Source organism: Novosphingopyxis sp. YJ-S2-01 (assembly GCF_016093175.1).
Lineage (GTDB): Bacteria > Pseudomonadota > Alphaproteobacteria > Sphingomonadales > Sphingomonadaceae > Novosphingopyxis > Novosphingopyxis iocasae.
This window is the reverse complement of sequence record NZ_JAEDAI010000001.1, coordinates 181129-202666: the sequence shown is the minus strand read 5'-3', so window position 1 is coordinate 202666 and position 21538 is coordinate 181129. Positions and strand designations below refer to the sequence as shown.

The window sequence follows — 21538 nt, the reverse complement described above, 5'->3', positions numbered from 1 at the left end:
CCTCGCAATGACGTCAGGCTGAAGCGCGGGAGCCGCTTACTCCTCGCCCGCCCCGTCATATTTCAGCTCCAGAAACCGCCCGCGCGTGGCCAGCTTGTCGAGCTCGCCGCGCGCGATCTGGCCGGTCATCGTCTCGATCTCGCGGTCGATGGTGCGCAGGCCCCCGATCAGCTGTTCCTCGGGCGTCGAGCCGCCATTGTCCTTGCGCCGCAGCGGTTCGGGGATCGATTTATAGCCGTTGATCATATCCGGCAGATATTCGCCCACCAGCTTGCGCACCTCCTGCGCCGCCGGATCGTTCTCGCCCAGCGTCGCGAGCTGCGGGGAGAGCTGGTCCAGCCGCGTGCCGATGCCGTCGATCAGCGTGACGGCGGGCGCGGGGAGGGCGGGGCGCTGGCGCTCCAGCCAGATTTCGGTCTTGCCGGCCAGCGTTTTGAGGTCAGCCTTCTGGATCGTCTCCGGCGTCGGTTCGGGCAGGCCCGGCAGCATCGCGGCGATCACGAAGGCGAGCAGGATCAGGCCGATGGCAATCATCACGCCGGTAAAGCCGATGCCGTTCAGGATCAGCCCCGCGATCATCGCGGCAATCACCACCGCGCCCGCGCCGCCCGCACCGATGGCGAGCTTCTGCAGCGCCTTCTTGCGCTTCAGCTCCTTGGAGCGCTGGCCGATCGAACCCTCGCGCCGCGCCCGCTGATCGGGGATCACGCGGGCGGCGCTGCGCATCACGGCGTCATGATCGGAGGCGGTGACCATCGGCTTCAGCCCTTCACTCCGCGCCCAGCGCGCTCAGCAGCTCCGGCTCGGCCCCGCGCGCGTCCTTCAGCGCGGCGGCCTGCCCCTCGGCGCGGGCGATATAGCCCTTGGACTTCTCGACCTCGCCCTCCAGCGCATCGACCGTCTGCTTCATGGAGCCGAGCGCCTGCAGCTTGAACTGATCGATCGTGTCCATCGTGTCGTAGATATCCTGGAACGCTTTGCTGAGCGTTTCGAGCGGAATGGTGCTGCCCGCCGCCTGCTCGTGGATCAGCGCGGTGTTCTCGCGCATCATCTTGCCGGTGCCTTCGATGATGTTCGCGGTGGTGGTGTTGAGCGCGGTGATCTGGTCGAGCACCAGCTTCTGGTTGGTCATCGCCTGCGCCACCGTAACGGCGGTGCGCAGCGCGCCGACGGTGGTGGTGCTGGCGCGGTCCACGCCCTTCACCAGTTCGACATTGTTCTTCTTGACCAGATCGAGCGCGAGATAGCCCTGCACCGTCACCGCCATTTGCGTCAGCAGATCCTGCGTGCGTTGGCGCACATAGAATAGCGCCGTCTCGCGGATCGCCTTGGCCTTGGCCGGATCGCTATGATCCAGCTCGTCCGCCTTTTCCTCCAGCCGCGCGTCCATGGTCTTGGAGATGTGGATCATCTGTTCCAGATTGCCCATCGCCTCCCACAGCTTGGTGCGCTCCACATCGATCGCGGCATTGTCCATCAATAACTCGTCCTTGCCGTTCTTCAGCCGGTCGAGGATCGAGGAGATGTGCCCCTGCGCGCTCTTATAGCCGTCGAAATAGTCGCGCAGCTTGTTGCCGAAGGGGATGACGCCGAACAGCTTCTTCTTCTGCAGCAGCTTGCCGCGTTTGGAGGGATCGAGATCCTCCACCGTGCGACGCAATTCGGCAAGATCCGCGCCGACGCCGCTGGTTTCGTCCATCGCGCGCACGGGGCGGTCCAGGAAGCGGTTGGACTGGCCGGCGGCGGCCTGCAATTCCTTGCGGCCCATATTGGTGATCTGATCGACCCGCTTGCCGAATTCGGGCGAGTTCACGTCCTGCGCGACAAGATCGGCGAGGAACTGGTCCACCTTTTCATCGAGCTTGGATTTCTTCTCCTCGCTCACCGGCACGAGCCCCGCGGCCCGCTCCGCACTGACGGTTGGCACCGGATCGGGCGGGGTCAGTTCCAGCTTGCTGTCGGTGGCGGTTTGCGTGGCTTCGGCCATGGTCGTGTCTGCTCCTTTGGCGGGAAAGATGGACGGCGCGGGGCCGGTCATCAAGCCCGTTCGTCTTACACTGTATTGTATTGGCAGAACAGTGCAATCCTCGGGGTTACCTGTTCCATGAAAGCCTGACGTCATTGCGAGGAGCCGAAGGCGACGCGGCAATCCAGGGCGCATGCAGCGCTGCGGCGGCCCTGGATTGCTTCGGCCTGCGGCCTCGCAATGACGATGTGCTAGGCGGCCCGCTCACCCAATCTTGCCGCCAGCGGGGCGCTCAGTACCAGCTGCGAGAGGTGATAGATCAGCACCGGCAGCAGGATGATGCCCGCCCGGTCCGCGCTGAACAGGATCGCGGCGAGCGGGGCGCCGATGGCGATCGATTTCTGTGCGCCGGAAAACAGCATCGTGCGCCGGTCCGGCCCGTCCAGCCGCAGAAGCCCACCGACGAGCCACGCGCCGCCGAAGCCGAAGGACAGGAACGCGGCGATCGCTGCGCCCAACACGGCAAATTCGCCCGCGCTCACCTTTCCCAGCGCGCCGTCCACCACCGCGCCCGAAAAGGCGACATAAACCGCGATGGCGATGGCGCTGCGGTCCATCCAGGTGACCAGCGCCTTGCGTTCGGCCACCAGCGGGCGCAGCCATTTCTGCAGGATCTGGCCGAGCGCGAAGGGCAGGAGCAGGATGGTCATGATGCGGATCACCGCATCGCCCGTCACGCTGACGCCCGCCGTACTGGCCAGCGCGGCGAACAGGATCGGCGTCAGCACCACGCCGACGAGGTTGAGCAGCGCCGCGGCCACCACGGAAGCGGCGACATTGCCGCCCGCAAGGCTCGAATAGGCGGTGGCCGATTGCACGGTGGAGGGCAGGGTGCCGAGGAACAGGAGGCCCAGCGCCAGATCGGTGGGCAGCCAGATCATGGCAAGGTGCGACAGGCCGTAGCCCGCGCCCGCCATCACCGCGAACACGAACACGAACAGCGCCGCCTGCAGCTTCCAGTTCTTCAGCGCGCGGCCCAGCTCCTCGCGCGGCAGGCGCAGGCCGTGGAGCAGGAACAGCAGAAAGATCGCCGCCGAGCTGACGATGCTGGCAATCTCCGCGGAGCGCCCGCTCACCGGCAGCACGCTCGCCAGCAGCACGGTGGCGAACAGCAGCAGCACGAAGCGATCGGTAAAGGCGCGCAGGAGCATCATGGGCTAGCGCGCTGTGGCGGCGGGGCGGAGGGAGCGCAAGTCTGTTGCCGTCAACGCCGCCCATTGCCTTCAAGACTGTACGTCATTGCGAGGAGCCGTAGGCGACGAAGCAATCCAGGGCCGTTGCAGCGCTGCGGGGCTCTGGATTGCCGCGTCGCTGCGCTCCTCGCAATGACGATGGTTAGCCGCCGCGGGGCATCCTTCGACGAGCGCAGGACTAACGGAATGGGGGTGAGGTAGGAAAAGAGAAAAGCCCGTAGCCCTGAGCCTGTCGGAGTCGCAGACGGCCCGCAGGGCCAACGGCGCTTCTCCCAAGCGCGTGGCGCTCGCCCGATAGACGTCCTTCGACAAGCTCAGGACTTACGGAGTGGGGCGAAGGGCTCCTCTCCCGCAACATCCACCCCAACGCCCCTTGTCGCAGCGCAGCATAGGCGCTATGGGCGCCGTGCGTGCGAGATGCGGGCGATGCGCGCCCGCCGCACCCCTCTCATTTCCAAGGCCCGCCCCCATGTCCCTTCGCAACATTGCGATCATCGCGCACGTTGACCACGGCAAGACCACCCTCGTCGACCAGCTCTTCCGTCAGTCCGGTACCTTCCGTGACAACCAGCGCGTCGAGGAGCGCGCGATGGATTCGAACGATCTGGAAAAGGAACGCGGGATCACCATCCTCGCCAAGCCGACGTCGATCGAGTGGGAAGGCCTGCGCATCAACATCGTCGATACGCCCGGCCACGCCGATTTCGGCGCCGAGGTGGAGCGCATCCTTTCCATGGTCGACGGCGTGATCCTGCTGGTCGACAGCGCCGAGGGCGCGATGCCGCAGACCAAGTTCGTCACCGGCAAGGCGCTGGCGCTGGGCCTTAAGCCCATTGTTGTCGTCAACAAGATCGACCGTCCCGACGGCCGCCCCTCCGAAGTGCTGGACGAGGTGTTCGACCTGTTCGTGAACCTGGGCGCCAATGACGAGCAGCTGGAATTCCCGGTGCTCTACGCCTCGGGCCGCAACGGCTATGCCAGCGAAGATATCGACGCGCGCGAGGGCACGCTGGACCCGATGTTCCAGCTGATCCGCGATCATGTGCCCGCTCCCGGCCTGGACGAGAACGGTCCGTTCAAGTTCCTCGCCACCCTGCTCGATCGCGACAATTTCATGGGCCGCGTGCTGACCGGCCGCGTCCAGTCCGGCACCATCCGCGTCAACGATCCGATCAAGGCGATCGACCGTGAGGGCAAGCTGATCGAGAGCGGCCGCGCGACCAAGCTGATGAGCTTCCGCGGCCTGGAACGCGTGCCCGTGGAAGAGGCGCGCGCCGGTGACATCATCGCGCTTGCCGGCCTGGAAGACGCGACCGTCGCCAACACCATCTGCCAGCCGGACGTCACCGATCCGATCGCCGCGCAGCCGATCGATCCGCCGACGCTCGCCATGCGCTTCGCCGTGAACGACAGCCCCTTTGCGGGCCGCGAGGGCGACAAGGTGACCAGCCGCATGATCCGCGATCGCCTGATGCGCGAAGCGGAAACCAACGTCGCCATCCGCGTGACCGAAGCCGCCGACAAGGACAGCTTCGAAGTCGCGGGCCGCGGCGAACTGCAGCTCGGCGTCGTCATCGAGACCATGCGCCGCGAGGGCTTCGAGCTCGGCATCAGCCGTCCGCGCGTGCTGTTCCGCGATGGGCCCGAGGGCCGCGAGGAGCCCTATGAAACCGTCGTCATCGACGTGGACGACGAACATTCCGGCACGGTTGTGGAGAAGATGCAGCGCCGCAAGGCGGAGATGACCGAGATGCGGCCCTCCGGCGTCGGCAAGACGCGCATCACCTTCTCCGCCCCCAGCCGCGGTCTCATCGGCTATCATGGCGAATTCCTGTCCGACACGCGCGGCACGGGCATCATGAACCGCCTGTTCGAGAAGTACGGGCCCTATAAGGGTGCCGTCGGCGGCCGTCAGAACGGCGTGCTGATCTCCAACTCCACGGGCGAAGCGGTCGGCTATGCGCTGAACGCGCTGGAAGAGCGCGGCATCCTGTTCGTCAGCCCGCAGGAAAAGGTCTATGAAGGCATGGTGATCGGCGAGAACGCCAAGCCGGACGATCTGGAAGTGAACCCGCTGAAATCCAAGCAGCTCACCAACTTCCGTTCCACCGGCAAGGACGACGCCATCCGCCTGACCCCGCCCACCCGCATGACGCTGGAACAGGCCATCGCCTATATCGACGATGACGAGATGGTCGAGGTAACCCCCCAGAGCATCCGCCTGCGCAAGGCGATCCTCGACCCCAACGAACGCAAGAAAGCGAGCCGCAAGAAAGCGGCCTGACTCAAGGCTCCGGGCCCCTTCCCGCCTATGCGGGAAGGGGCAAAGGGCGAAACCGGTCAGTCCGCTGAACGGTTTCACGGCGATCGTTTGCCGAACTTGCAGGTAAAACTATTCGATAGACTTGATCGACAAGGATATCGTCCGACGTTAGTCGTCGAGTATGAAGAACAGACTACATTGGCTTCATGCCACGCCCCTGGCGCTTCCCGTGCTCCTTGCCGCCTGTGGCGGAAGCGACAGCGGTTCAACTCCGCCACCTCCGCCCCCGGCCGCTAATATCGCTCCGACGATTGCATCGGGCAGCACTGCGAAAGTGGTGGAGAATAATGCGACTGCCTATCGGATCGACGGGCGCGATCAGAATGGCGACAGCCTGACCTATTCGGTCTCGGGCGGGGCGGATGCCAGCCTCTTTTCTATTACCGGCTCAGACCTCGTGTTCAAGGCCGCGCCGAACTACGAGCGACCGCGCGATGCCAACCTCGACAATATTTATGTGGTGGAGGTAAGCGTCAGCGATGGACGGGAGACCGCCCGTAAGACCGTCGAGATTACCGTAACCAATGACAAAGAGGGCATCGCGGTCACGCGGGTGGCCACCGGCTTCAACCAGCCTACTTTCGTTACGCCGGTTCCGGGATCGAACCGGCTTTTCGTGAGCGAGAAGGGCGGCCGCATCTATTCTGTCGATATGTCGGGCGTTAAAACGCTGGCAACCACCGTCACGGACATCAGTACCGCTGGCGAAGGGGGGCTTCTCGGCATGGCACCTACGCCGGATTTTGCCAATTTTAGCGGCATGATCGTGTTCGCTGTGGCGCAAAATGGCGATATCGAACTGCGAACGATCTACGCAACCGGCGGGACCAGCCGGGACGGCGTAACGAACTACGCCATCCCTCACCCGACCTATACCAATCATTATGGTGGCTGGATGACGTTCGGTCCCGATGGCAACCTGTATGTTGCCACCGGCGATGGTGGCGGAGCCGGGGACCCGGAAGGCAATGCGCAGAACCCGCAGTCCAAACTGGGTAAGATCCTTCGCTTCCGTTACGATGCCGATCCTTATGCAGGCGCCTCGGTACCCAGGAATTTTCAACTCTCTCCTGCGGTGGGCAATCCCTACACCGTGCGATCGGGCGGCGATCCCACCGTTTATGCGCTGGGCCTGCGCAATCCCTTCCGCGCTACCTTCGATGGCAATAATCTGCTCATCGGCGATGTGGGGCAAGACAAGGTCGAAGAGATCGACTGGTTGAGCACCACCGATGGCGCGCTGACCAATTTCGGCTGGCCGGTGCGCGAAGGGACGCTGCCCTATCAAGGTTCCACCACAAGCATGCTGACAAACCCGGTGCTGCAATATCGCCATGGCTCAGGCTGGTTCGAGGGCAATTCGATCATCATGGGCGTGCGCGCCAGTGGCTATCCTGGCCTCAAATATCTGTTCGCCGATTTCGCCAATGGCAATATCTGGAACTATTCGGGCGACTTCGTCAGCGGCACTACGCTGGACATGAACAATGTCGAAAACCGCAGCGACGATTTCCAGCCGGAAGTGGGGACGATCGACAATCCGGTGGCCTTCACGGTCGGCGGCGACGGCCTGGTCTACATCCTGGATTTCGACGGTGAACTGTTCCGAGTGGGCAAGGCGAACTGAGTTCGGCCGGCGCGCCATCGGGCGGCGCGCCGATCGACCAGCCAAGACACATGGCGTTGTGGCCTGAATCTCTATCCCCTCAAGCCAGTTCCACCCGTGCCTGGTCGGCGATGCGGCGGGCGATTTCGGCGTAGACGTCCGCATAGGCGGCGTTCTTGCGCCACACCGCGGCGATGGAGCGGCGTTCGCTCCAGCGTTCGATGTTGAGGCGCCGCACCATGTCCTTGCCGCTTGCTTCGGAGCGCAGATAGAGCTCGGGCAGCAGCGCAAGGCCCACGCCCGATCCCACCATCTGGCGCAGGCTGTCGAGGCTCGTGCCCTCATAATCGCCCATTAGCACCGCCCCGCTGCGCTCGCACAACCGCTCGATCGCGCGGTGATAATTGTGCCGCCGGTCGATGGTGACGAAGGTGGCCCCCGCCAGCTCCCCCAGCGCGATGGAGTCGCGCTTCACGAAGGGATGCTCCGGCGGGGCGATCACCGCCAGCGGCTCGTCGAACAGATGCTCGACATGCAGATGTTCCCCGCGCACCGGCATCGGCGCCAGGATCATGTCGATCCCGCCATGCGCAATCTCGCCGATCTGCCGGTCCGGAATGCCTTCGCGGATCAGGAGCTTCAGGTCCGGCACGTCGCGGTGCAGCGATGCGATCACCTGCGGCATCAGATAGGGGCCGAGCGTGGGGCTGACGCCGAAGCGCACGCGCCCCAGCGGCCCGCTCGCGGCGAGGGCGGCGACATGTTTCAGCTCCTGCACCTCGCGCAATACGGCGCGCGCGCGGTCCACGATTTCGCGCCCCGCGGGGGTGACGGAGACGCCGCGGCCCGCGCGGTCCAGAAGCGCGGTGCCCAGCCGCTCCTCCAGCGCCTTCAGCTGGTGGCTGAGCGTGGGCTGCGAGACGTTGAGCCGCTCCGCCGCGCGGCCGAAATGCCCCTCCTCCGCCACACCGATGAGATATTCGAGCTGACGGATGGATACCATGCCCACACGATAGATAAATTCTATCGTTTGGCCAGCGCTGTTTCGATTGGTCTTATGACGCGCCAGCCGCCATCTGTTGGGGGAACGAGGAGCAGATCGAAACCGGCGGACGGGCAGCCCCCGATACCGCCGGACCTCAAACGAAAAAGCGCGCTAGGACGGCGCCTTGCTTCCCACCCCTTCTCCCTGCGGGGTGCCGTCCGACAAATTGGGGCATGGCATTTAGTCTTAACGGACGGCTTTGGGTGGCCCGCCATGCCCCAAACCACCCCCCTAGAGCATGAGGCAATCGGAGCGGAAGGGCAGCAGCCCGCCCCGCTGCGATTGCCCGGCAAGCGTTGCATGGGGGCATCGCGGCCAACGCACCACCTCCGCTTGCACCGCCCGCCCGCCCGCGCCATGAGGCATGGGGTAAGGGGAGGGTAAGCCATGGACATTGCGCAATATCTGGAAGTGGTGCGCAGCACCTATGCCACCGGCCACGCGACCGAGCACAGCTATCGTGCCGCACTGCAGGGCCTGTTCCAGTCGATCGATCCCGCCATCGAGGTGGTGAACGAACCCAAGCGCTCCGAAGGTGGCATGCCCGATTTCCTGTTCCAGCGGGACGGCATCGCCTTCGGCTGGGCCGAGGCGAAGGATATCGACAAGGACGTCATCAAGCTGAAGGGCTATTCGGTCGAACAGCGCAAGCGCTACGAAAACGCCTACCCCAACCTCATCTACACCAACGGCGTCGACTTCGAATTCATCCGCAACAAGGAGGTTGTGCACCACACCTCCATCGCCGATTTCATGGGCGATCTGGGCGGCCTCAATCCACGGCCCGAACAGTTCGACGAGCTAGAGCGCCAGCTGCGCCTGTTTGCCGAGCAGAAGCCGGTCAGCATCCGTAGCGCGCAAAAGCTCGCGGAAATGATGGCGGGCAAGGCGGCGATCATCAAGGATGAGGTCGGCATCGCGCTGAAGGACGATCCCGATTTCCAGAGCGCGCTCGGGCGGCAGTTCACCAACTTCAAGGACAATCTGCTCCCCAACCTGACCCCGCCCGAATTTGCCGATATCTATGCCGAGACGATCACATACGGCATGTTCGCCGCACGGCTGCACGATGATACGCTGGACACGTTCAGCCGGCAGGAGGCGCTGGAAAAGCTGCCCAAGTCCAACCCCTTCCTGCGCGGCCTTTTTCAATATGTCGCGGGCTATGATATCCCGGACAGGCTGCGCTACATCGTGGACGATCTGGCCGAGGTGCTGCGCGCCAGCGATCCGCATTCGCTGTTTGCCGATTTCGGCAAGTTCACCGCGCGCAACGATCCTTTCATCCACTTCTACGAGACCTTCCTGGCCGCCTATAATCCGGCCAAGCGCAAGGCGCGGGGCGTCTGGTACACGCCCGAACCGGTGGTCGATTTCATCGTGCGCGCGGTGGACGATGTGCTGAAAACGGAATTCGGCATCGCCGACGGCCTGGCCGATACCGGCAAGGTGACGGTGGACTGGGACACAGGAGAGACCGATCGCAAGGGCAAACCCGTCACAATCAAGAAGGACGTTCACCGCGTCCAGATTCTCGATCCGGCGACGGGCACGGGCACGTTTCTGGCCAAGGCGGTGCAGACCATCGCGGACCGGGTGAAGGCGCGCGCGCCGGGCAAATGGAGTTCCTATGTGGAGCAGGAGCTGCTGCCGCGCCTGCATGGGTTCGAGCTGCTGATGGCCAGCTACGCCATGTGCCACATGAAGCTGGACATGCAGCTGACCGAGAGCGGCTACGTGCCGAGCGAAGGCAAGCCGCCGACGGACTGGCCCGCGGGCAAGCAGTGGCCGCCGCGCCTGTCCGTCTGGCTCACCAACGCGCTGGAGCCGGGCGAGCGCGACGTCCCAGACCTGTTCTTCCAGCAGCTGGCGGACGAGGCGCGCGGCGCGAGCGAGGTGAAGCGCCAGACACCGATCATGTGCGTGATCGGCAATCCGCCTTATTCGGGACACTCATCAAATTTTGGTGAGTGGATAGAAAGCCTAATGGCTGACTATAAGGTAAGCCCGGAACTTAAGCGTCCGGCACAGGCAAAATGGCTATCTGATGACTACGTAAAATTCATCAGAATGGCCGAAAACACAATTTCGAAGAATGGTCATGGTGTCCTCGGCTTCGTCACGAATCACGCTTATTTGGATAATCCGACTTTTCTCGACATGCGCAATCATCTTAGAAAAACCTTTGACACAATTTACGTCGTTGATCTTCATGGAAATTCGAAACGAAAAGAAATCTGCCCCGACGGCAGTTCGGATAAGAATGTTTTCGATATTCAGCAGGGTGTAGCGATTATCGTCGCCATCAAAAGAATAAATAATAAGGTCTTAGAGCCGGAAAAAGCGTCGATAAAGCATATCGACTTTTGGGGAAAGCGAGAGGAAAAATACAAAGCTCTAAGAGAGTCCGCCCTTTCTAATTTGCGGTTTTTAGACGCTAGTCCCGCGTCCCATCCATGGAGGTTTAAGCCCACTGACACCAAACTAGAAAAGATCTATCAGGACGGAATTTCGACCGCAGAACTTTTTTCGCCAAATGGGCGACCCGCTCCCGGTATTGTGACAACTCAAGATCAGTTCGCAATTTCTTGGGATGCGGCGGAGGCCGTACTGAAAGTCGCGCAACTGCTTGGCTCGGCCGACGAACAGGATGCCCGTCGACGCTTCCGACTATGCTCTACCACCCAGTGGGATTATCTCAGTGCTAAGAAAGACCTAACTGTCGAACAAGCTCGCAACGAGCTTACACAGATTTCTTACCGCCCCTTTGATAATCGATGGACGATCTACAATTCACATGTCGCAGTTCATCGTCGCGAAAGAGTGATGTCGCATTTCTATGGGCATCAGAATTTGGGACTAGCCACCGCGCGCAGCAACAAAAATCCTTTTCCGGATCATTTCTTTCTGACTGATAGAATTTCTGAAACGAAATTTGCCGAAAGTAGCACTCAATCGGTGAATTTTCCGCTTTACCTATACCCCGACGAAAGAGCCGACCAAGCGGACGCTCTTGCCCCCACCACGCGCACGCTAAATCTCGACGCCAAACTCTACGCCGCCATCTGCAAGATCGCCGGGATCGACCCAGCCAACACCGCCGGGCCGGACGACGATTTCCGCTCGCCCACCGCCGATGCGCGGCCGAGCGAGATCAAGGTTTTCGATTATATTTACGGCGTGCTGCATTCGCCCGATTACCGGGAAACCTTTGCCGAATTCCTCAAGGTCGATTTTCCGCGCATCCCCTATCCGGCCAGCCCGGAACTGTTCCGGCATGTCAGCGAAAAGGGCGAGCAGTTGCGCCGCCTGCACCTGATGGAACCCGCCGCGATCGGCGATGTGCCGTTCCCCTTCATGAACGCAGAAGGCGCCGGACCGGACGAGGCGAATGACGAAGTTGCGCCCGCCCACCCGAAGTACAAGGATGGGCGCGTCTACATCAATCCGCACCAATATTTCGCGGATGTGCCGCAGGCGGCGTGGGACTTTTACATCGGCGGCTATCAGCCTGCGCAGAAATGGCTGAAGGACCGCAAGGGACGTGCGCTCAGCTGGGACGATATCGGCCATTATCAGAACATCGTCAAAATCCTGATCGAGACCGACCGGATCATGAAGGAGATCGTGCTGCCGCTGGAGACGGACGCGGCGGAGGGGTAAGATCGTGCCCGGGGCGTGCAGCGCGGAAAATCTTCCCGCCGTGGCGCCTATTACGATCCTCTATCGCTGAGGGTGTGTGGAAGTCTCCGCTACGTCTGTCCAATCTCTTCAGCATGGAAGGAAGCTGGACCCCGGCCCGGGGGCCGGGGTGACGGTGTCATCGGGGAGGCGTCAGTTTCTGGAAAACCTCCCGTCGCCCCGGACTTGATCCGGGGCCCAGCTTCTCGAGGAGCATCCGACGCTTGCACAAAGCGCTGTCCTACAGCGTACCGGATCGGTTATATCGTGGGCTCGTTATGAACCGATCGCCCCGCCTCGTCATGCGCCACGCCTGCGCGTCCGTTCTGCGTCCTTGCGTGGCTCGCAATGATGCGGGACGGGAAGGGCGGAGCATTCCGCCTCTGGACAGTGTGAAGCAGTGTGAAGTGGGCGTGGGTCAGGCCCGGCGTGTCAGTCCAGCGCGTTACACGCGCATGGGCATCAGCACGTACAGCGCGCGGGCCTTGTCGCCTTCGCGGATCAGCGTGGGGGCGCTGGCGTCGGCCAGGTGCAGCTCCACGCTGTCGCCCTCGATCTCGCCCAGGATGTCCAGCAGGTACCGCGCGTTGAAGCCGATCTCGAACCCGTCCGCGCTGTACGCGCCGGGCACTTCCTCGGCCGCGGTGCCGTTCTCCGGGCTGGTGACGGACAGCGTGATCTTGTCCGCGCCCAGCGCCATCTTGACGGCACGCGTCTTCTCCGTGGCGATGGTGGCCACGCGGTCCACACCCTCGGCAAAGCTCTTGGGGTCGATCTTCAGGAGCTTGTCGTTGCCGGTGGGAATCACGCGGTTGTAGTCCGGGAAGGTGCCGTCGATGAGCTTGCTGGTCAGCACCGCGTTGCCGAGGGTGAAGCGGATCTTGGAGGCGCTGAGGTCCACCTGCACGCGGGCCTCGCCGTTCTCGTCGAGCAGCTTCCTGAGCTCGCCCACGCATTTGCGCGGCACGATGACGTCGGGCATGCCCTCCGCGCCGTCCGGGCGGGGCAGGGTGACGCGGGCCAGGCGGTGGCCGTCGGTGGCCGCGGCCTTCAGCACGGGCTCGCCGTCCTCGGCCACATGGAGGAAGATGCCGTTGAGGTAGTAGCGCGTCTCCTCGGTGGAGATCGCAAAGCGCGTCTTGTCGATGATGGCGACAAGGTCTTGGGCGCTGAGTTCGAAGCTGGTCGGCAGCTCACCCTCGGCGATCACCGGGAAGTCGTCGCGCGGCAGGGTGGCGAGAGAGAAGCGCGCGCGGCCGGCGTGCACCGCCATGCGCCCGTCGGACGCCTCGAAGCGCACCTGGCTGCCGTCGGGCAGCTTGCGGGCGATGTCGAACAGGGTGTGCGCGCTCACGGTGATGGTGCCGGGCGTCTCCACCTGCGCCTCTGCGGTCTCCACGATCTGCAGATCGAGGTCGGTCGCCATCAGCTTCAGGCCGCCGCCTTCGCGCGCCTCGATCAGAACGTTGGACAGGATCGGGATGGTGTTGCGGCGCTCGACCACCGACTGGACGTGGCCCAGGCTCTTCAGCAGGCTGGCGCGCTCGATCGTGGCTTTCATGGATCCCTCTTCTGTCCCCGCTATGGCGTTGGCGCGCGTGGGAATCCGAGTCCCCCCTGCGCGCGATTGCCGGGTGTCCTACCATGAAAAAAGGCCGGGGCAAGCGCCCCGGCCTCCGTTCACGCGCCGAAACGCGTGGATAAGGCTTTGGATAAAGCCTGAGTTAGAAGCGGTAGCCGACGCTGACCGCCACCTGATGCCGATCGGTGTCGACCTTGAAGTCGTCCACTAGGGTCGACTGGCCGGTGCCGAAATCGGCCGAGCTATAGTTCGAGTAGCGATACTCGATCTTGCCGAAGGTGTTCGGCGTGAAGGCGCGCTCGACACCCGCACCGACGCGGAAGCCGTCGAGCTCATAGTTGCGATCCAGCTCGGTCTCGCCATCGTTCGCCAGCAGGTTCAGGCGGGCATTGGTATAGCCACCCTTCACATAAACGAGCGTCTGCGGATCGGCGAGCACACCGGCGCGCGCGCCGACATAGAGGTCACGGCCCGCATCGACGCGGCCGAAGCCGAAGGTGTTCGGATCGGGGTTGTTGTAGTCCACCTTCGCGGTGCTGTCGGTATATTCACCCTCGACGCCCAGGACGACGCCGCCGACGTTGAAGTCGTACCCGACGCCGGCACCGTAGAGCAGGCCGTCGATCGACTGGTCGTCATTCTCGAAATTGCTATCGACATCGCTACCGGCGGTGACATTGTCATAGCCGAGGGTGGCTTCGACGCGCGGACCGGTGAACGGGCCAGCGGTCGCGCTCTGGGCAAGAGCAGGCGTGGCAGCCGCACCGGCGGCGAGAATGAGGGGGAGATAGATCTTACGCATTTTGTTACTCCGTTATTATTCGTGCTGCCCTTTGTGGGCGTGTCACGGACGGGAAAACGGAGGGGTTGGCCGGTTTGTTTCATGAACCTGATACAACGAAACCCTGTTGCATAATGATCACAAAGTCGGGTGAAACAATTGATTAAAAAAGGATTAAGGCTGTTTATCGCCCGGCATGGCGAGACGGTGTTCAACGCTGCCGGGCGTCTTCAGGGAACCCATGCGCATACGCCGCTCACCGCGCGCGGGTTCCGGCAGGCGCTGGCGATGGGGGACGGGCTGGCCCGCCGGCTCTGCGAATGGAACGGAGCGCTCGATCTGGTGGCTTCGGATACCGGCCGCGCGCTTCAGACGCTGGCCATCGTCACTGAAGCGATCGGGCGGGACTGGCATGAGGCGACAACGGATCCGAGGCTCGCCGAGATCGATGTGGGCAGCTGGGGTGGCCGCTATTATCGCGATCTGATGGCCGAGGGACCGGTGATCGATGTGCAGCAACGGCTGTTCGTGCGGCTGCCCGAGGATGCGGAAAGCTATGGTGATATCGCTGCGCGGCTCAATGCATGGATCGCGGATCAGGCATTCGAAAACGATATGCTGATTATCAGCCATGGCATGACCAGCCGCGTGCTGCGCGGCATTCTGTGCGGCCTGCCCGATCTGGACGGTTTCGACGCGCCGATCGCGCCGGGCCTGCCGCAAGGCAGCATGGTGATGATCCGGGATGGCGTGGAAGAAGTGATCGTACTGGGCAAAGGTGAGGGCGAAAAGGGATGAGGCGCGCCATGTTCGCCCTCCTGCCGCTCCTGACGGCAACGCCGCTAGCTGCGCAGGAAGCGCTCGGCGTGTTCGAAGGGTGGGGGGCATTCGCTCAGGAACAGGAATGCTATGCGATCGCCCGCCCCGAACGCGTTGCGGGTAGCGAGACGGCGCGCGCTTATGCGGGGTTCGCGTTCGCTAGAGGCGGGCTACCTCGCTTCTATGCCCGCCTCAGCCGGGAGCGGCGCGCCGGAACCAGCCTGACGGTGACGCTGGGCGGCCGCCGGTTCCGGCTGACCGGCAAGGGGCGTGAGGCCTTGGCCGCAAAGGCGGCAACCGACCGCGCGATCCTCTCCGCGCTACGCATGGCCAATGCGATGAGCATCGAAGGCACGGATATGCAGGGCCGCCCGATCGTCGATGCTTATGCGCTCGCCGGCGGCCCCAGCGCGATCGACGCCGCGCGGCTCAGCTGCCTTTCGCGATAGAGCCTCACGAGGCCACAGCTTCCCAAACGCTGCCGGAACACGTATATTGACGGTCATGTCCGACAGTATGACCACCGCCATGCCCATCGCAGGGCATTTCGATCCCGTGCCCGTTCCCCGCAACGTCACCGCGCGCGAGGATGGGCGCGTGGACCTGCTGGGCCTGAGCCGTGCGGAAATCCGCGAGACCTTTGCCGCCGCCGGGCTGGATGAGCGACAGGCCAAGCTGCGCTCCAAGCAGGTGTTCCACTGGATCTACCATCGCGGCGCAACCGACTTCGACGGCATGACGGATATCGCCAAGACCATGCGCCCCTGGCTGGCGCAACGCTTCGTGATCGGCCGCCCGGACGTGGTCGAGGCGCAGGTGTCCACCGACGGCACGCGCAAATGGCTCTTGAAATCAGTCGATGGGCACGAGTTCGAGATGGTGTTCATCCCGGATGCGGATCGCGGCACGCTCTGCGTTTCCAGCCAGGTCGGCTGCACGCTCAACTGCCGTTTTTGTCATACGGGCACGATGCGGCTGGTGCGCAACCTGACGCCGGGCGAGATCGTGGGCCAGGTCATGCTGGCGCGCGATGCGCTGGGCGAATGGCCGCGCGGCAACATGGCCGTGGGCGATATGGACGAAGAGAGCGATCAGGCGGCCTATACTGCCGATGGCCGCATGCTCACCAACATCGTGATGATGGGGATGGGCGAACCGCTCTATAATTTCGATCATGTGCGCGATGCGCTGAAAGTGGTGATGGACGGCGACGGCCTTGCGCTGTCCAAGCGCCGCATCACGCTTTCGACCAGCGGTGTCGTGCCGATGATGGAGCGCTGCGGGCAGGAAATCGGCGTGAACCTTGCCGTTTCGCTCCATGCGGTGACCAAGGACATCCGCGACGAGATCGTGCCGATCAACAAGAAATACGGCATCGAGGAGCTGCTACAGGCCTGCGCCGACTATCCCGGCGCCAACAATGCCCGGCGCATCACGTTCGAATATGTGATGCTGAAGGACAAGAACGACAGCGACGAGGATGCGCGCGAACTGGTCCGCCTGCTGAAGCATTACCGCCTGCCGGCCAAGGTGAACCTTATCCCGTTCAACCCGTGGGAGGGCGCGCCTTATGAATGTTCCACCCCGGAACGCATCCGGGCGTTCAGCAACATCATCTTCGAAGGCGGCATCAGTGCCCCGGTGCGTACCCCGCGCGGCCGGGATATCGACGCCGCCTGCGGCCAGCTGAAAACGCAAGCCACCAAGAAGAGCCGGGCCGAGCGGGACCGCGAGGCTGCGGAAGCTGCAACCGCCGCTTGAAACGGTCGCGCATAAGTGTAATGCCTTCCTAATACACTAAGGGAGGTATAGTTTGCGCACGTTTCTGACAATTCTCGCGGCTTGCGGTCTTGGGCTTTCGGTGCCGGTGGCGGCCGATCCCGGCCCGCCCGTCGCACCGACCGAGATCATGGTCGGCGACGAACTGCCCTATGCCTATTTCGCGACGCCCGAGGGAAGCGGCCCCTTCCCGGTCGTGATCGTTCTGGGCGGTAGCGAGGGCGGCGACACGGGATCGCGCGGTTCTGCCCCGCGATTTATCGAACAGGGCTATGCGGTGCTCGGCCTGCCCTATTATTCGCCTGCCTATCTCCCCCCGTCCAAGCAGTTGCCGAAGCTGCCCGAGGCGTTCGATTCGATTCCGCTCGAAAAACTCGCCATCGCGCGGGACTGGCTGCGCAAACGTGATGATGTGAAAGCGGATTCGATCGGACTGTACGGCGTGTCCAAGGGCGCGGAGTTCGTTCTCGCCGGGGCCAGCCGGATCGACGGGTTCGCCGCCGTCGTCGCGATCGTACCGAGCGATGTGATCTGGGAGGGCTGGGGCCCGCACGCCAAGCCCGGCGAGGTCAGCAGTTTCTCCTGGCAGGGCGAGCCGCTGCCCTTCGTGCCCTATCTCGGCATGGAAGAGGAGTTCGCGAAATATGCGATCCCCGGTGCGGTCGTGCGCCTGCGCACCCCGCAGGATGCCGGACGCCGGGCCAATCCCGATCGGGTGCCCGCCGCGCGCATCCGGGTGGAGGATATCGACGAGCCGGTGCTGGTGGCGGGCGGCGATGCCGACAATACCTGGAATTCGGGCGGAATGGCGCAGAACATCGCCGAACGCCGCGCCGAGGCAGGCGGGCTGGAAACGGTCGCGCTGATCTATCCGGGCGCGGGCCACGCATTGTCCGGCACCGGTATTCAGCGAACCGAAGGCGAATTTCGCTACGACGAAGCGACGCTCGCCGCGCAGCAGGAGATTTGGCCCGCGACGCTCGCCTTTCTTGCCGAGCATCTGAAGGGCCGATGAGCTTCGACGCGCAGACCATCGCTTATTATCAGGCGGCGGCTCCGCGCTACACCGCGAGCACGGCGCAGGATCGTCACCGGCACCTCGACACCTTCCTGGATCGGCTCGCGCCCGGCGCGCAGGTGCTGGAACTGGGCTGCGGTGTGGGTCTCGATGCGGCGCATATCGTCCGACGCGGGTTTGCGCTGGACGCAACCGACGGCACCGAAGCGATGGTGCGCAAGTCCAATCAGCGCTTCGGCATCGGCGCACGGATGATGCGCTTCGATCAATTGGACGCCGTGGAGAAGTATGACGCCGTCTGGGCTCATGCATCGCTGCTGCACGTGCCGCGCGCGGCGCTGCCCGCAATCCTCGCCCGCATCCACGCCGCGCTGAAGTCCGGCGGACTGCACTTCGCCAATTACAAGCTGGCGGATGAATGCCATCCGGATGAGGCGCGCGATCCCTCGGGACGTTGGACGAACCTGCCTACCGCCGCATGGCTGCAGGAGCGATATGCGGCGGCAGGTTTCAGCCTTCTCGATGCCGATCGCTATACCGGGAAAGGCAGCGATGGCGTGAGGCGCGAATGGCTCGCGCTCACCTTGCGCAAGGCCGACTGATCATCGCGCCGCGCGGCGGAAACACCAGGCCGAGGCCAGCCATCCGACAGAGAGAGCAATCAGGAATATGATCACGCGCTGATCCCATAGGATAGCAGTGGGAACGGTGAGCAATTGAAGCAGAGCAGCCACGCCCATCACCTTGGCGATGCCGTCCGCCCGTCCCCGAACGAACGCCGTACCGATGATCGCTGCCAGCGGGATCAGGAAGAAGATCTGATTGACGGCATTGTCCTCGCTACCGACGATACCGACCGCAAGGTTGCTCCAGACGGTGAACAGGCCGATCAGCAGCGCCAGCCCCGCGCCCAGCCGATACCAGCCATTGGGGGCGGCGCGTGCGGCAAGCTCATATCCGGTCGCCACCGCGCCGAAGATCAGGCCTGCGAAGACGAAGTCTCCGGCGGTCCAGTCCACTTCGCCGGTCAATTGCATCGCAATGAATGGGAGGCAGAGCAGGGCGGTGATGATCGCTATCCAGATGATCGCGCGGCGAAAACTGTAGGGCGGGCGCCGTAGCGTGTCGTCGGTCATTGCAGTACGTCTCCTCATCGAAAGGGGAGCCGCTATTGGGCCGCGGCAGGTCATGAGCGTCATGAGGAAGGGCTGAGCAATTGGTGAAATCGAGCGGAAGTCCCGTGCAATTCGGCCGGTTCGTTCTCGATCCGGCAGATCGCACGCTGACCGAAGAAGGCATGCCGCTCGATTGCTCCAGCCGCTATTTCGATGCGCTCGCCCTATTGGTGGCGGAGGCCGGATCGCTCGTGACGAAGGACCGCTTTCATGAAGAGGTCTGGCGCGGCGTGCCCGTCACCGACGAGGCGCTGACCCAATGCATCCGCACCCTTCGCCGCCTACTTGGTGACAGCGCGGGCGATCCGCGTTTTATCGAGACGGTGCCGAAGCATGGCTATCGCTTCATCGCGTCGGTCGAGCCTGCCCCGCTGGAAGCGCTGCGAGCAGGAGAGAGGTTTGCCGCGCCAGAAAGCGGGCGCGATTGGACCGCTTTGTTGCAGCTTTGGGGAGCGGGAACGCTCGGCGGGGCACTTGCCGGACTTGTGGGCGGCTTATTCTACGGCTTCGGTGCGACGGTCACGCCGGGCATGGGTTCGCTCTCGGTGCTGGTGGTCATCGCCAGCGTGACGCTGATGGTCGCGGCGCTGGGCGCGGCGGCGGTGTGTTTCGGTATCGCGGTGGCGGAAGGAGGCCGGCGCGGTGCGCAGTGGATGCGGCTGACGCTCGGCGGCGCGCTGGGCGGGCTCGTGATCGGCGGCTTGACGCGTCTGCTCGGCCTCGACGCCTTTCAACTGATGCTGGGCCGATCGCCCGGCAATATCACCGGCGCACCGGAGGGAGCGCTGCTCGGCGCTGCGGTGGGGCTGGGTGCATGGCTGGCGCTCCACCGCCTCGCGCATAAACCGGTGGAAGTCGCCGCCGGTGCAGCAGGCGCGGTGGGCGCGGCGGCAGGCCTCGCGATCGCGCTGGCGGAAGGACGGCTGATGGGCGGCAGCCTCGATCTGTTCGCCGATCGCATCACCGGATCGAAGCTGTCGCTGAACGCCATCGGCGCGCTGTTCGGGGAGAACGGTTTCGGGGTCTTCACGCGGATCGCCACCAGTATGCTGGAAGGCGCGCTGTTCGCCGCTGCCATCGCCGCCGCGATGCTGCTGATCGCCCGCCGCCGCGCCTGAAACACTGTCCTACAGAAGGCTTGAGGCGCTAAACTGCGGCCATGCCCCGCTCGCTCCGCCGCCCTGCTTCGCTTTGCCGTGCAGCTTGCGGCCGGAGGAAAAGGGGCACCCCGTATCGGGACATCCGTGACCTTAGGATCAAGAACGGCCCCGATAATCGAACGAATCGATCAGTCGGGGCGCGGCATGAAGAACTTGTCGTTGTCGGTGACGGTGAAATAATCGCCGGGGCCGCCGCCGCGCAGGATCGGGCGGGCGCGGGCGGTCTGGTAGATGCCGTCTTCCAGCATCGTTTCGTCGATATGGACGCCCACGACTTCGCCCAGGATCAGCCAGCTGGGCACATCGTCCCCGCTCGCGGTCTTCAGCTGTTCGATCTGCGTCACGCGGCATTCGAATTGGACGGGGGCGGCGGCCACGAGTTTGGGGCAGATCAGCTTGGGCTCGGCGACCTCAATTTTCGCCGCTTCGAATTCGCTGGTGCCATGGTCCAGCCCGGCCGAGCTTGCGTTCATCTGCTCGCGCTGCGCCCAGGTGGCGAGGTTCCAGCTGAACTCCGGCACCTCGCGTACATTTTTGAGCGAGTCCTTGTCGCCCACGCTACAGAATCCCACGATTGGCGGAGTGTAGTTGAACGCGTTGAAGAAGCTGTACGGCGCCAGATTGTGAACGCCCGCTTCGCTTACCGTGCCCACCCAGCCGATCGGCCGCGGCGCGACGATGGCATTGAACGGATTATGGGGCAGGCCGTGGCCGGCGGCGGGCTCATAAAAATGCGTGCTCATGCATGCGCGCATAAAGAGGCGGGCCCGGCTTGGCCAGTGCCCGCCCGCATGGCTATCGGCCTGACCTCAGGCGTAGCTCACGACCTCGAACTCGATCTCGTCCGGGCCGAGGAAGTAGAAGCGCCGCCCGGGTTCGTAATCGCCATGGTTGAATGGTCGATAGCCCGCCGCGGCTACGCGGGTCTCGGCATCATCCAGATCGTCCACCACCACGCCGATATGCTGCAACGGCGCGCCTTTGGGGAAGCGCCCGGCGGGAACGTCCTTGGGGCAATAGAGCGCGAGATAGTGATCCTCGCTGCCCAGATGGATCGTGCGTCCACCGTTCAGCGCAGGGCCGCGCCAGCGTTCCGTCCAACCGAAGATCTGCCTAAGCTTTTCGGCGGCTCCGTCCGGATCGGTGACGGTGATGTTGATATGTTCGATGAAAGCGTCGGTCATGATCGGACCTCCTCTCTCGCCTTCAGGCTGAACAGACGCGCCAGCATGGCCGCGTCGTCCGCCTCGATTCCTACGCCCCGCGGATGCGGGGCGGGCGCTGCTGTCGTTCGTTCATGCTCGCGCGAAAGCCTGTCCCAGATCCTGTCGATTGCCGTTTCCATATGCC

General features: G+C 63.7%; 19 protein-coding genes. 9 read left to right on the top strand and 10 right to left on the bottom strand.

What is annotated here, in order from left to right:
• Positions 1-36: 36 nt before the first annotated feature.
• The 3 genes from I6A82_RS00880 to I6A82_RS00870 all read right to left on the bottom strand — a co-directional run bounded on the left by I6A82_RS00880 (position 37) and on the right by I6A82_RS00870 (position 3180).
• The gene (locus I6A82_RS00880) at positions 37-756 is read right to left on the bottom strand and encodes a hypothetical protein (RefSeq protein WP_198093346.1); all 720 of its coding nucleotides are present in this window, start codon (positions 754-756) and stop codon (positions 37-39) included.
• A 13-nt stretch (positions 757-769) separates the two neighbouring features.
• The gene (locus tag I6A82_RS00875; protein WP_198093345.1) at positions 770-1987 is read right to left on the bottom strand and encodes a toxic anion resistance protein; all 1218 of its coding nucleotides are present in this window, start codon (positions 1985-1987) and stop codon (positions 770-772) included.
• Positions 1988-2217: 230 nt separating this feature from the next.
• The gene (locus I6A82_RS00870; protein ID WP_232343188.1) at positions 2218-3180 is read right to left on the bottom strand and encodes a bile acid:sodium symporter family protein; all 963 of its coding nucleotides are present in this window, start codon (positions 3178-3180) and stop codon (positions 2218-2220) included.
• 508 nt (positions 3181-3688) lie between these two features.
• Here I6A82_RS00870 and typA point away from each other — a divergent pair.
• Entirely contained in the window at positions 3689-5503 is a 1815-nt protein-coding gene (gene typA / locus I6A82_RS00865; protein ID WP_198093344.1) for a translational GTPase TypA, read from the top strand.
• A 313-nt stretch (positions 5504-5816) separates the two neighbouring features.
• Complete coding sequence (locus I6A82_RS00860; RefSeq protein ID WP_198093343.1) at positions 5817-7169, top strand: PQQ-dependent sugar dehydrogenase; 1353 nt, start codon at positions 5817-5819, stop codon at positions 7167-7169.
• A 79-nt stretch (positions 7170-7248) separates the two neighbouring features.
• On the opposite strand, the gene I6A82_RS00855 is transcribed toward I6A82_RS00860, so the two are convergent.
• A complete protein-coding gene (locus I6A82_RS00855; RefSeq protein WP_187334601.1) occupies positions 7249-8151 on the bottom strand; it encodes a LysR substrate-binding domain-containing protein in 903 nt (300 codons plus the stop codon).
• A gap of 429 nt (positions 8152-8580) precedes the next feature.
• On the opposite strand from I6A82_RS00855, the gene I6A82_RS00850 reads away from it, so the two are divergent.
• Positions 8581-11856 (top strand): type ISP restriction/modification enzyme, encoded by a 3276-nt coding sequence (locus I6A82_RS00850; protein ID WP_198093342.1) that lies wholly within the window; start codon positions 8581-8583, stop codon positions 11854-11856.
• A gap of 463 nt (positions 11857-12319) precedes the next feature.
• On the opposite strand, the gene dnaN is transcribed toward I6A82_RS00850, so the two are convergent.
• Both dnaN and I6A82_RS00840 read right to left on the bottom strand, forming a co-directional pair.
• Positions 12320-13435, bottom strand: coding sequence for a DNA polymerase III subunit beta (dnaN, locus tag I6A82_RS00845; protein WP_187334599.1), 1116 nt, complete (start codon positions 13433-13435; stop codon positions 12320-12322).
• Positions 13436-13598: 163 nt separating this feature from the next.
• Positions 13599-14258, bottom strand: coding sequence for an outer membrane protein (locus I6A82_RS00840; RefSeq protein ID WP_187334598.1), 660 nt, complete (start codon positions 14256-14258; stop codon positions 13599-13601).
• A gap of 129 nt (positions 14259-14387) precedes the next feature.
• Between I6A82_RS00840 and I6A82_RS00835 the strand changes: the two genes are divergently transcribed.
• From I6A82_RS00835 to I6A82_RS00815, 5 genes are read left to right on the top strand one after another with little or no spacing between them, the layout of a single operon-like run.
• Positions 14388-15035, top strand: coding sequence for a histidine phosphatase family protein (locus tag I6A82_RS00835; RefSeq protein WP_198093341.1), 648 nt, complete (start codon positions 14388-14390; stop codon positions 15033-15035).
• An 8-nt stretch (positions 15036-15043) separates the two neighbouring features.
• Positions 15044-15505 (top strand): hypothetical protein, encoded by a 462-nt coding sequence (locus I6A82_RS00830; protein WP_198093340.1) that lies wholly within the window; start codon positions 15044-15046, stop codon positions 15503-15505.
• A 55-nt stretch (positions 15506-15560) separates the two neighbouring features.
• Complete coding sequence (rlmN, locus tag I6A82_RS00825) at positions 15561-16817, top strand: 23S rRNA (adenine(2503)-C(2))-methyltransferase RlmN (protein ID WP_198093339.1); 1257 nt, start codon at positions 15561-15563, stop codon at positions 16815-16817.
• A gap of 52 nt (positions 16818-16869) precedes the next feature.
• Entirely contained in the window at positions 16870-17850 is a 981-nt protein-coding gene (locus I6A82_RS00820) for an acyl-CoA thioester hydrolase/BAAT C-terminal domain-containing protein (protein ID WP_198093338.1), read from the top strand.
• On the top strand, positions 17847-18455 hold the full coding sequence (locus tag I6A82_RS00815; protein ID WP_198093337.1) for a class I SAM-dependent methyltransferase: 609 nt from the start codon (positions 17847-17849) through the stop codon (positions 18453-18455). The genes I6A82_RS00820 and I6A82_RS00815 overlap by 4 nt, the downstream gene beginning before the upstream one ends.
• On the opposite strand, the gene I6A82_RS00810 is transcribed toward I6A82_RS00815, so the two are convergent.
• Positions 18456-18989: a hypothetical protein gene (locus I6A82_RS00810; protein ID WP_198093336.1), complete on the bottom strand. Its 534-nt coding sequence runs from the start codon at positions 18987-18989 to the stop codon at positions 18456-18458.
• Positions 18990-19093: 104 nt separating this feature from the next.
• On the opposite strand from I6A82_RS00810, the gene I6A82_RS00805 reads away from it, so the two are divergent.
• Entirely contained in the window at positions 19094-20146 is a 1053-nt protein-coding gene (locus I6A82_RS00805) for a winged helix-turn-helix domain-containing protein (protein ID WP_198093335.1), read from the top strand.
• A 170-nt stretch (positions 20147-20316) separates the two neighbouring features.
• Here I6A82_RS00805 and I6A82_RS00800 read toward each other — a convergent pair whose 3' ends face one another.
• The 3 genes from I6A82_RS00800 to I6A82_RS00790 all read right to left on the bottom strand — a co-directional run bounded on the left by I6A82_RS00800 (position 20317) and on the right by I6A82_RS00790 (position 21533).
• On the bottom strand, positions 20317-20931 hold the full coding sequence (locus tag I6A82_RS00800) for a flavin reductase family protein (protein WP_198093334.1): 615 nt from the start codon (positions 20929-20931) through the stop codon (positions 20317-20319).
• Between the two features lie 66 nt (positions 20932-20997).
• Complete coding sequence (locus tag I6A82_RS00795; RefSeq protein WP_198093333.1) at positions 20998-21372, bottom strand: VOC family protein; 375 nt, start codon at positions 21370-21372, stop codon at positions 20998-21000.
• Positions 21369-21533 (bottom strand): hypothetical protein, encoded by a 165-nt coding sequence (locus I6A82_RS00790; protein WP_198093332.1) that lies wholly within the window; start codon positions 21531-21533, stop codon positions 21369-21371. Before I6A82_RS00790 ends, I6A82_RS00795 begins: the two co-directional genes overlap by 4 nt.
• Positions 21534-21538: the final 5 nt, after the last annotated feature.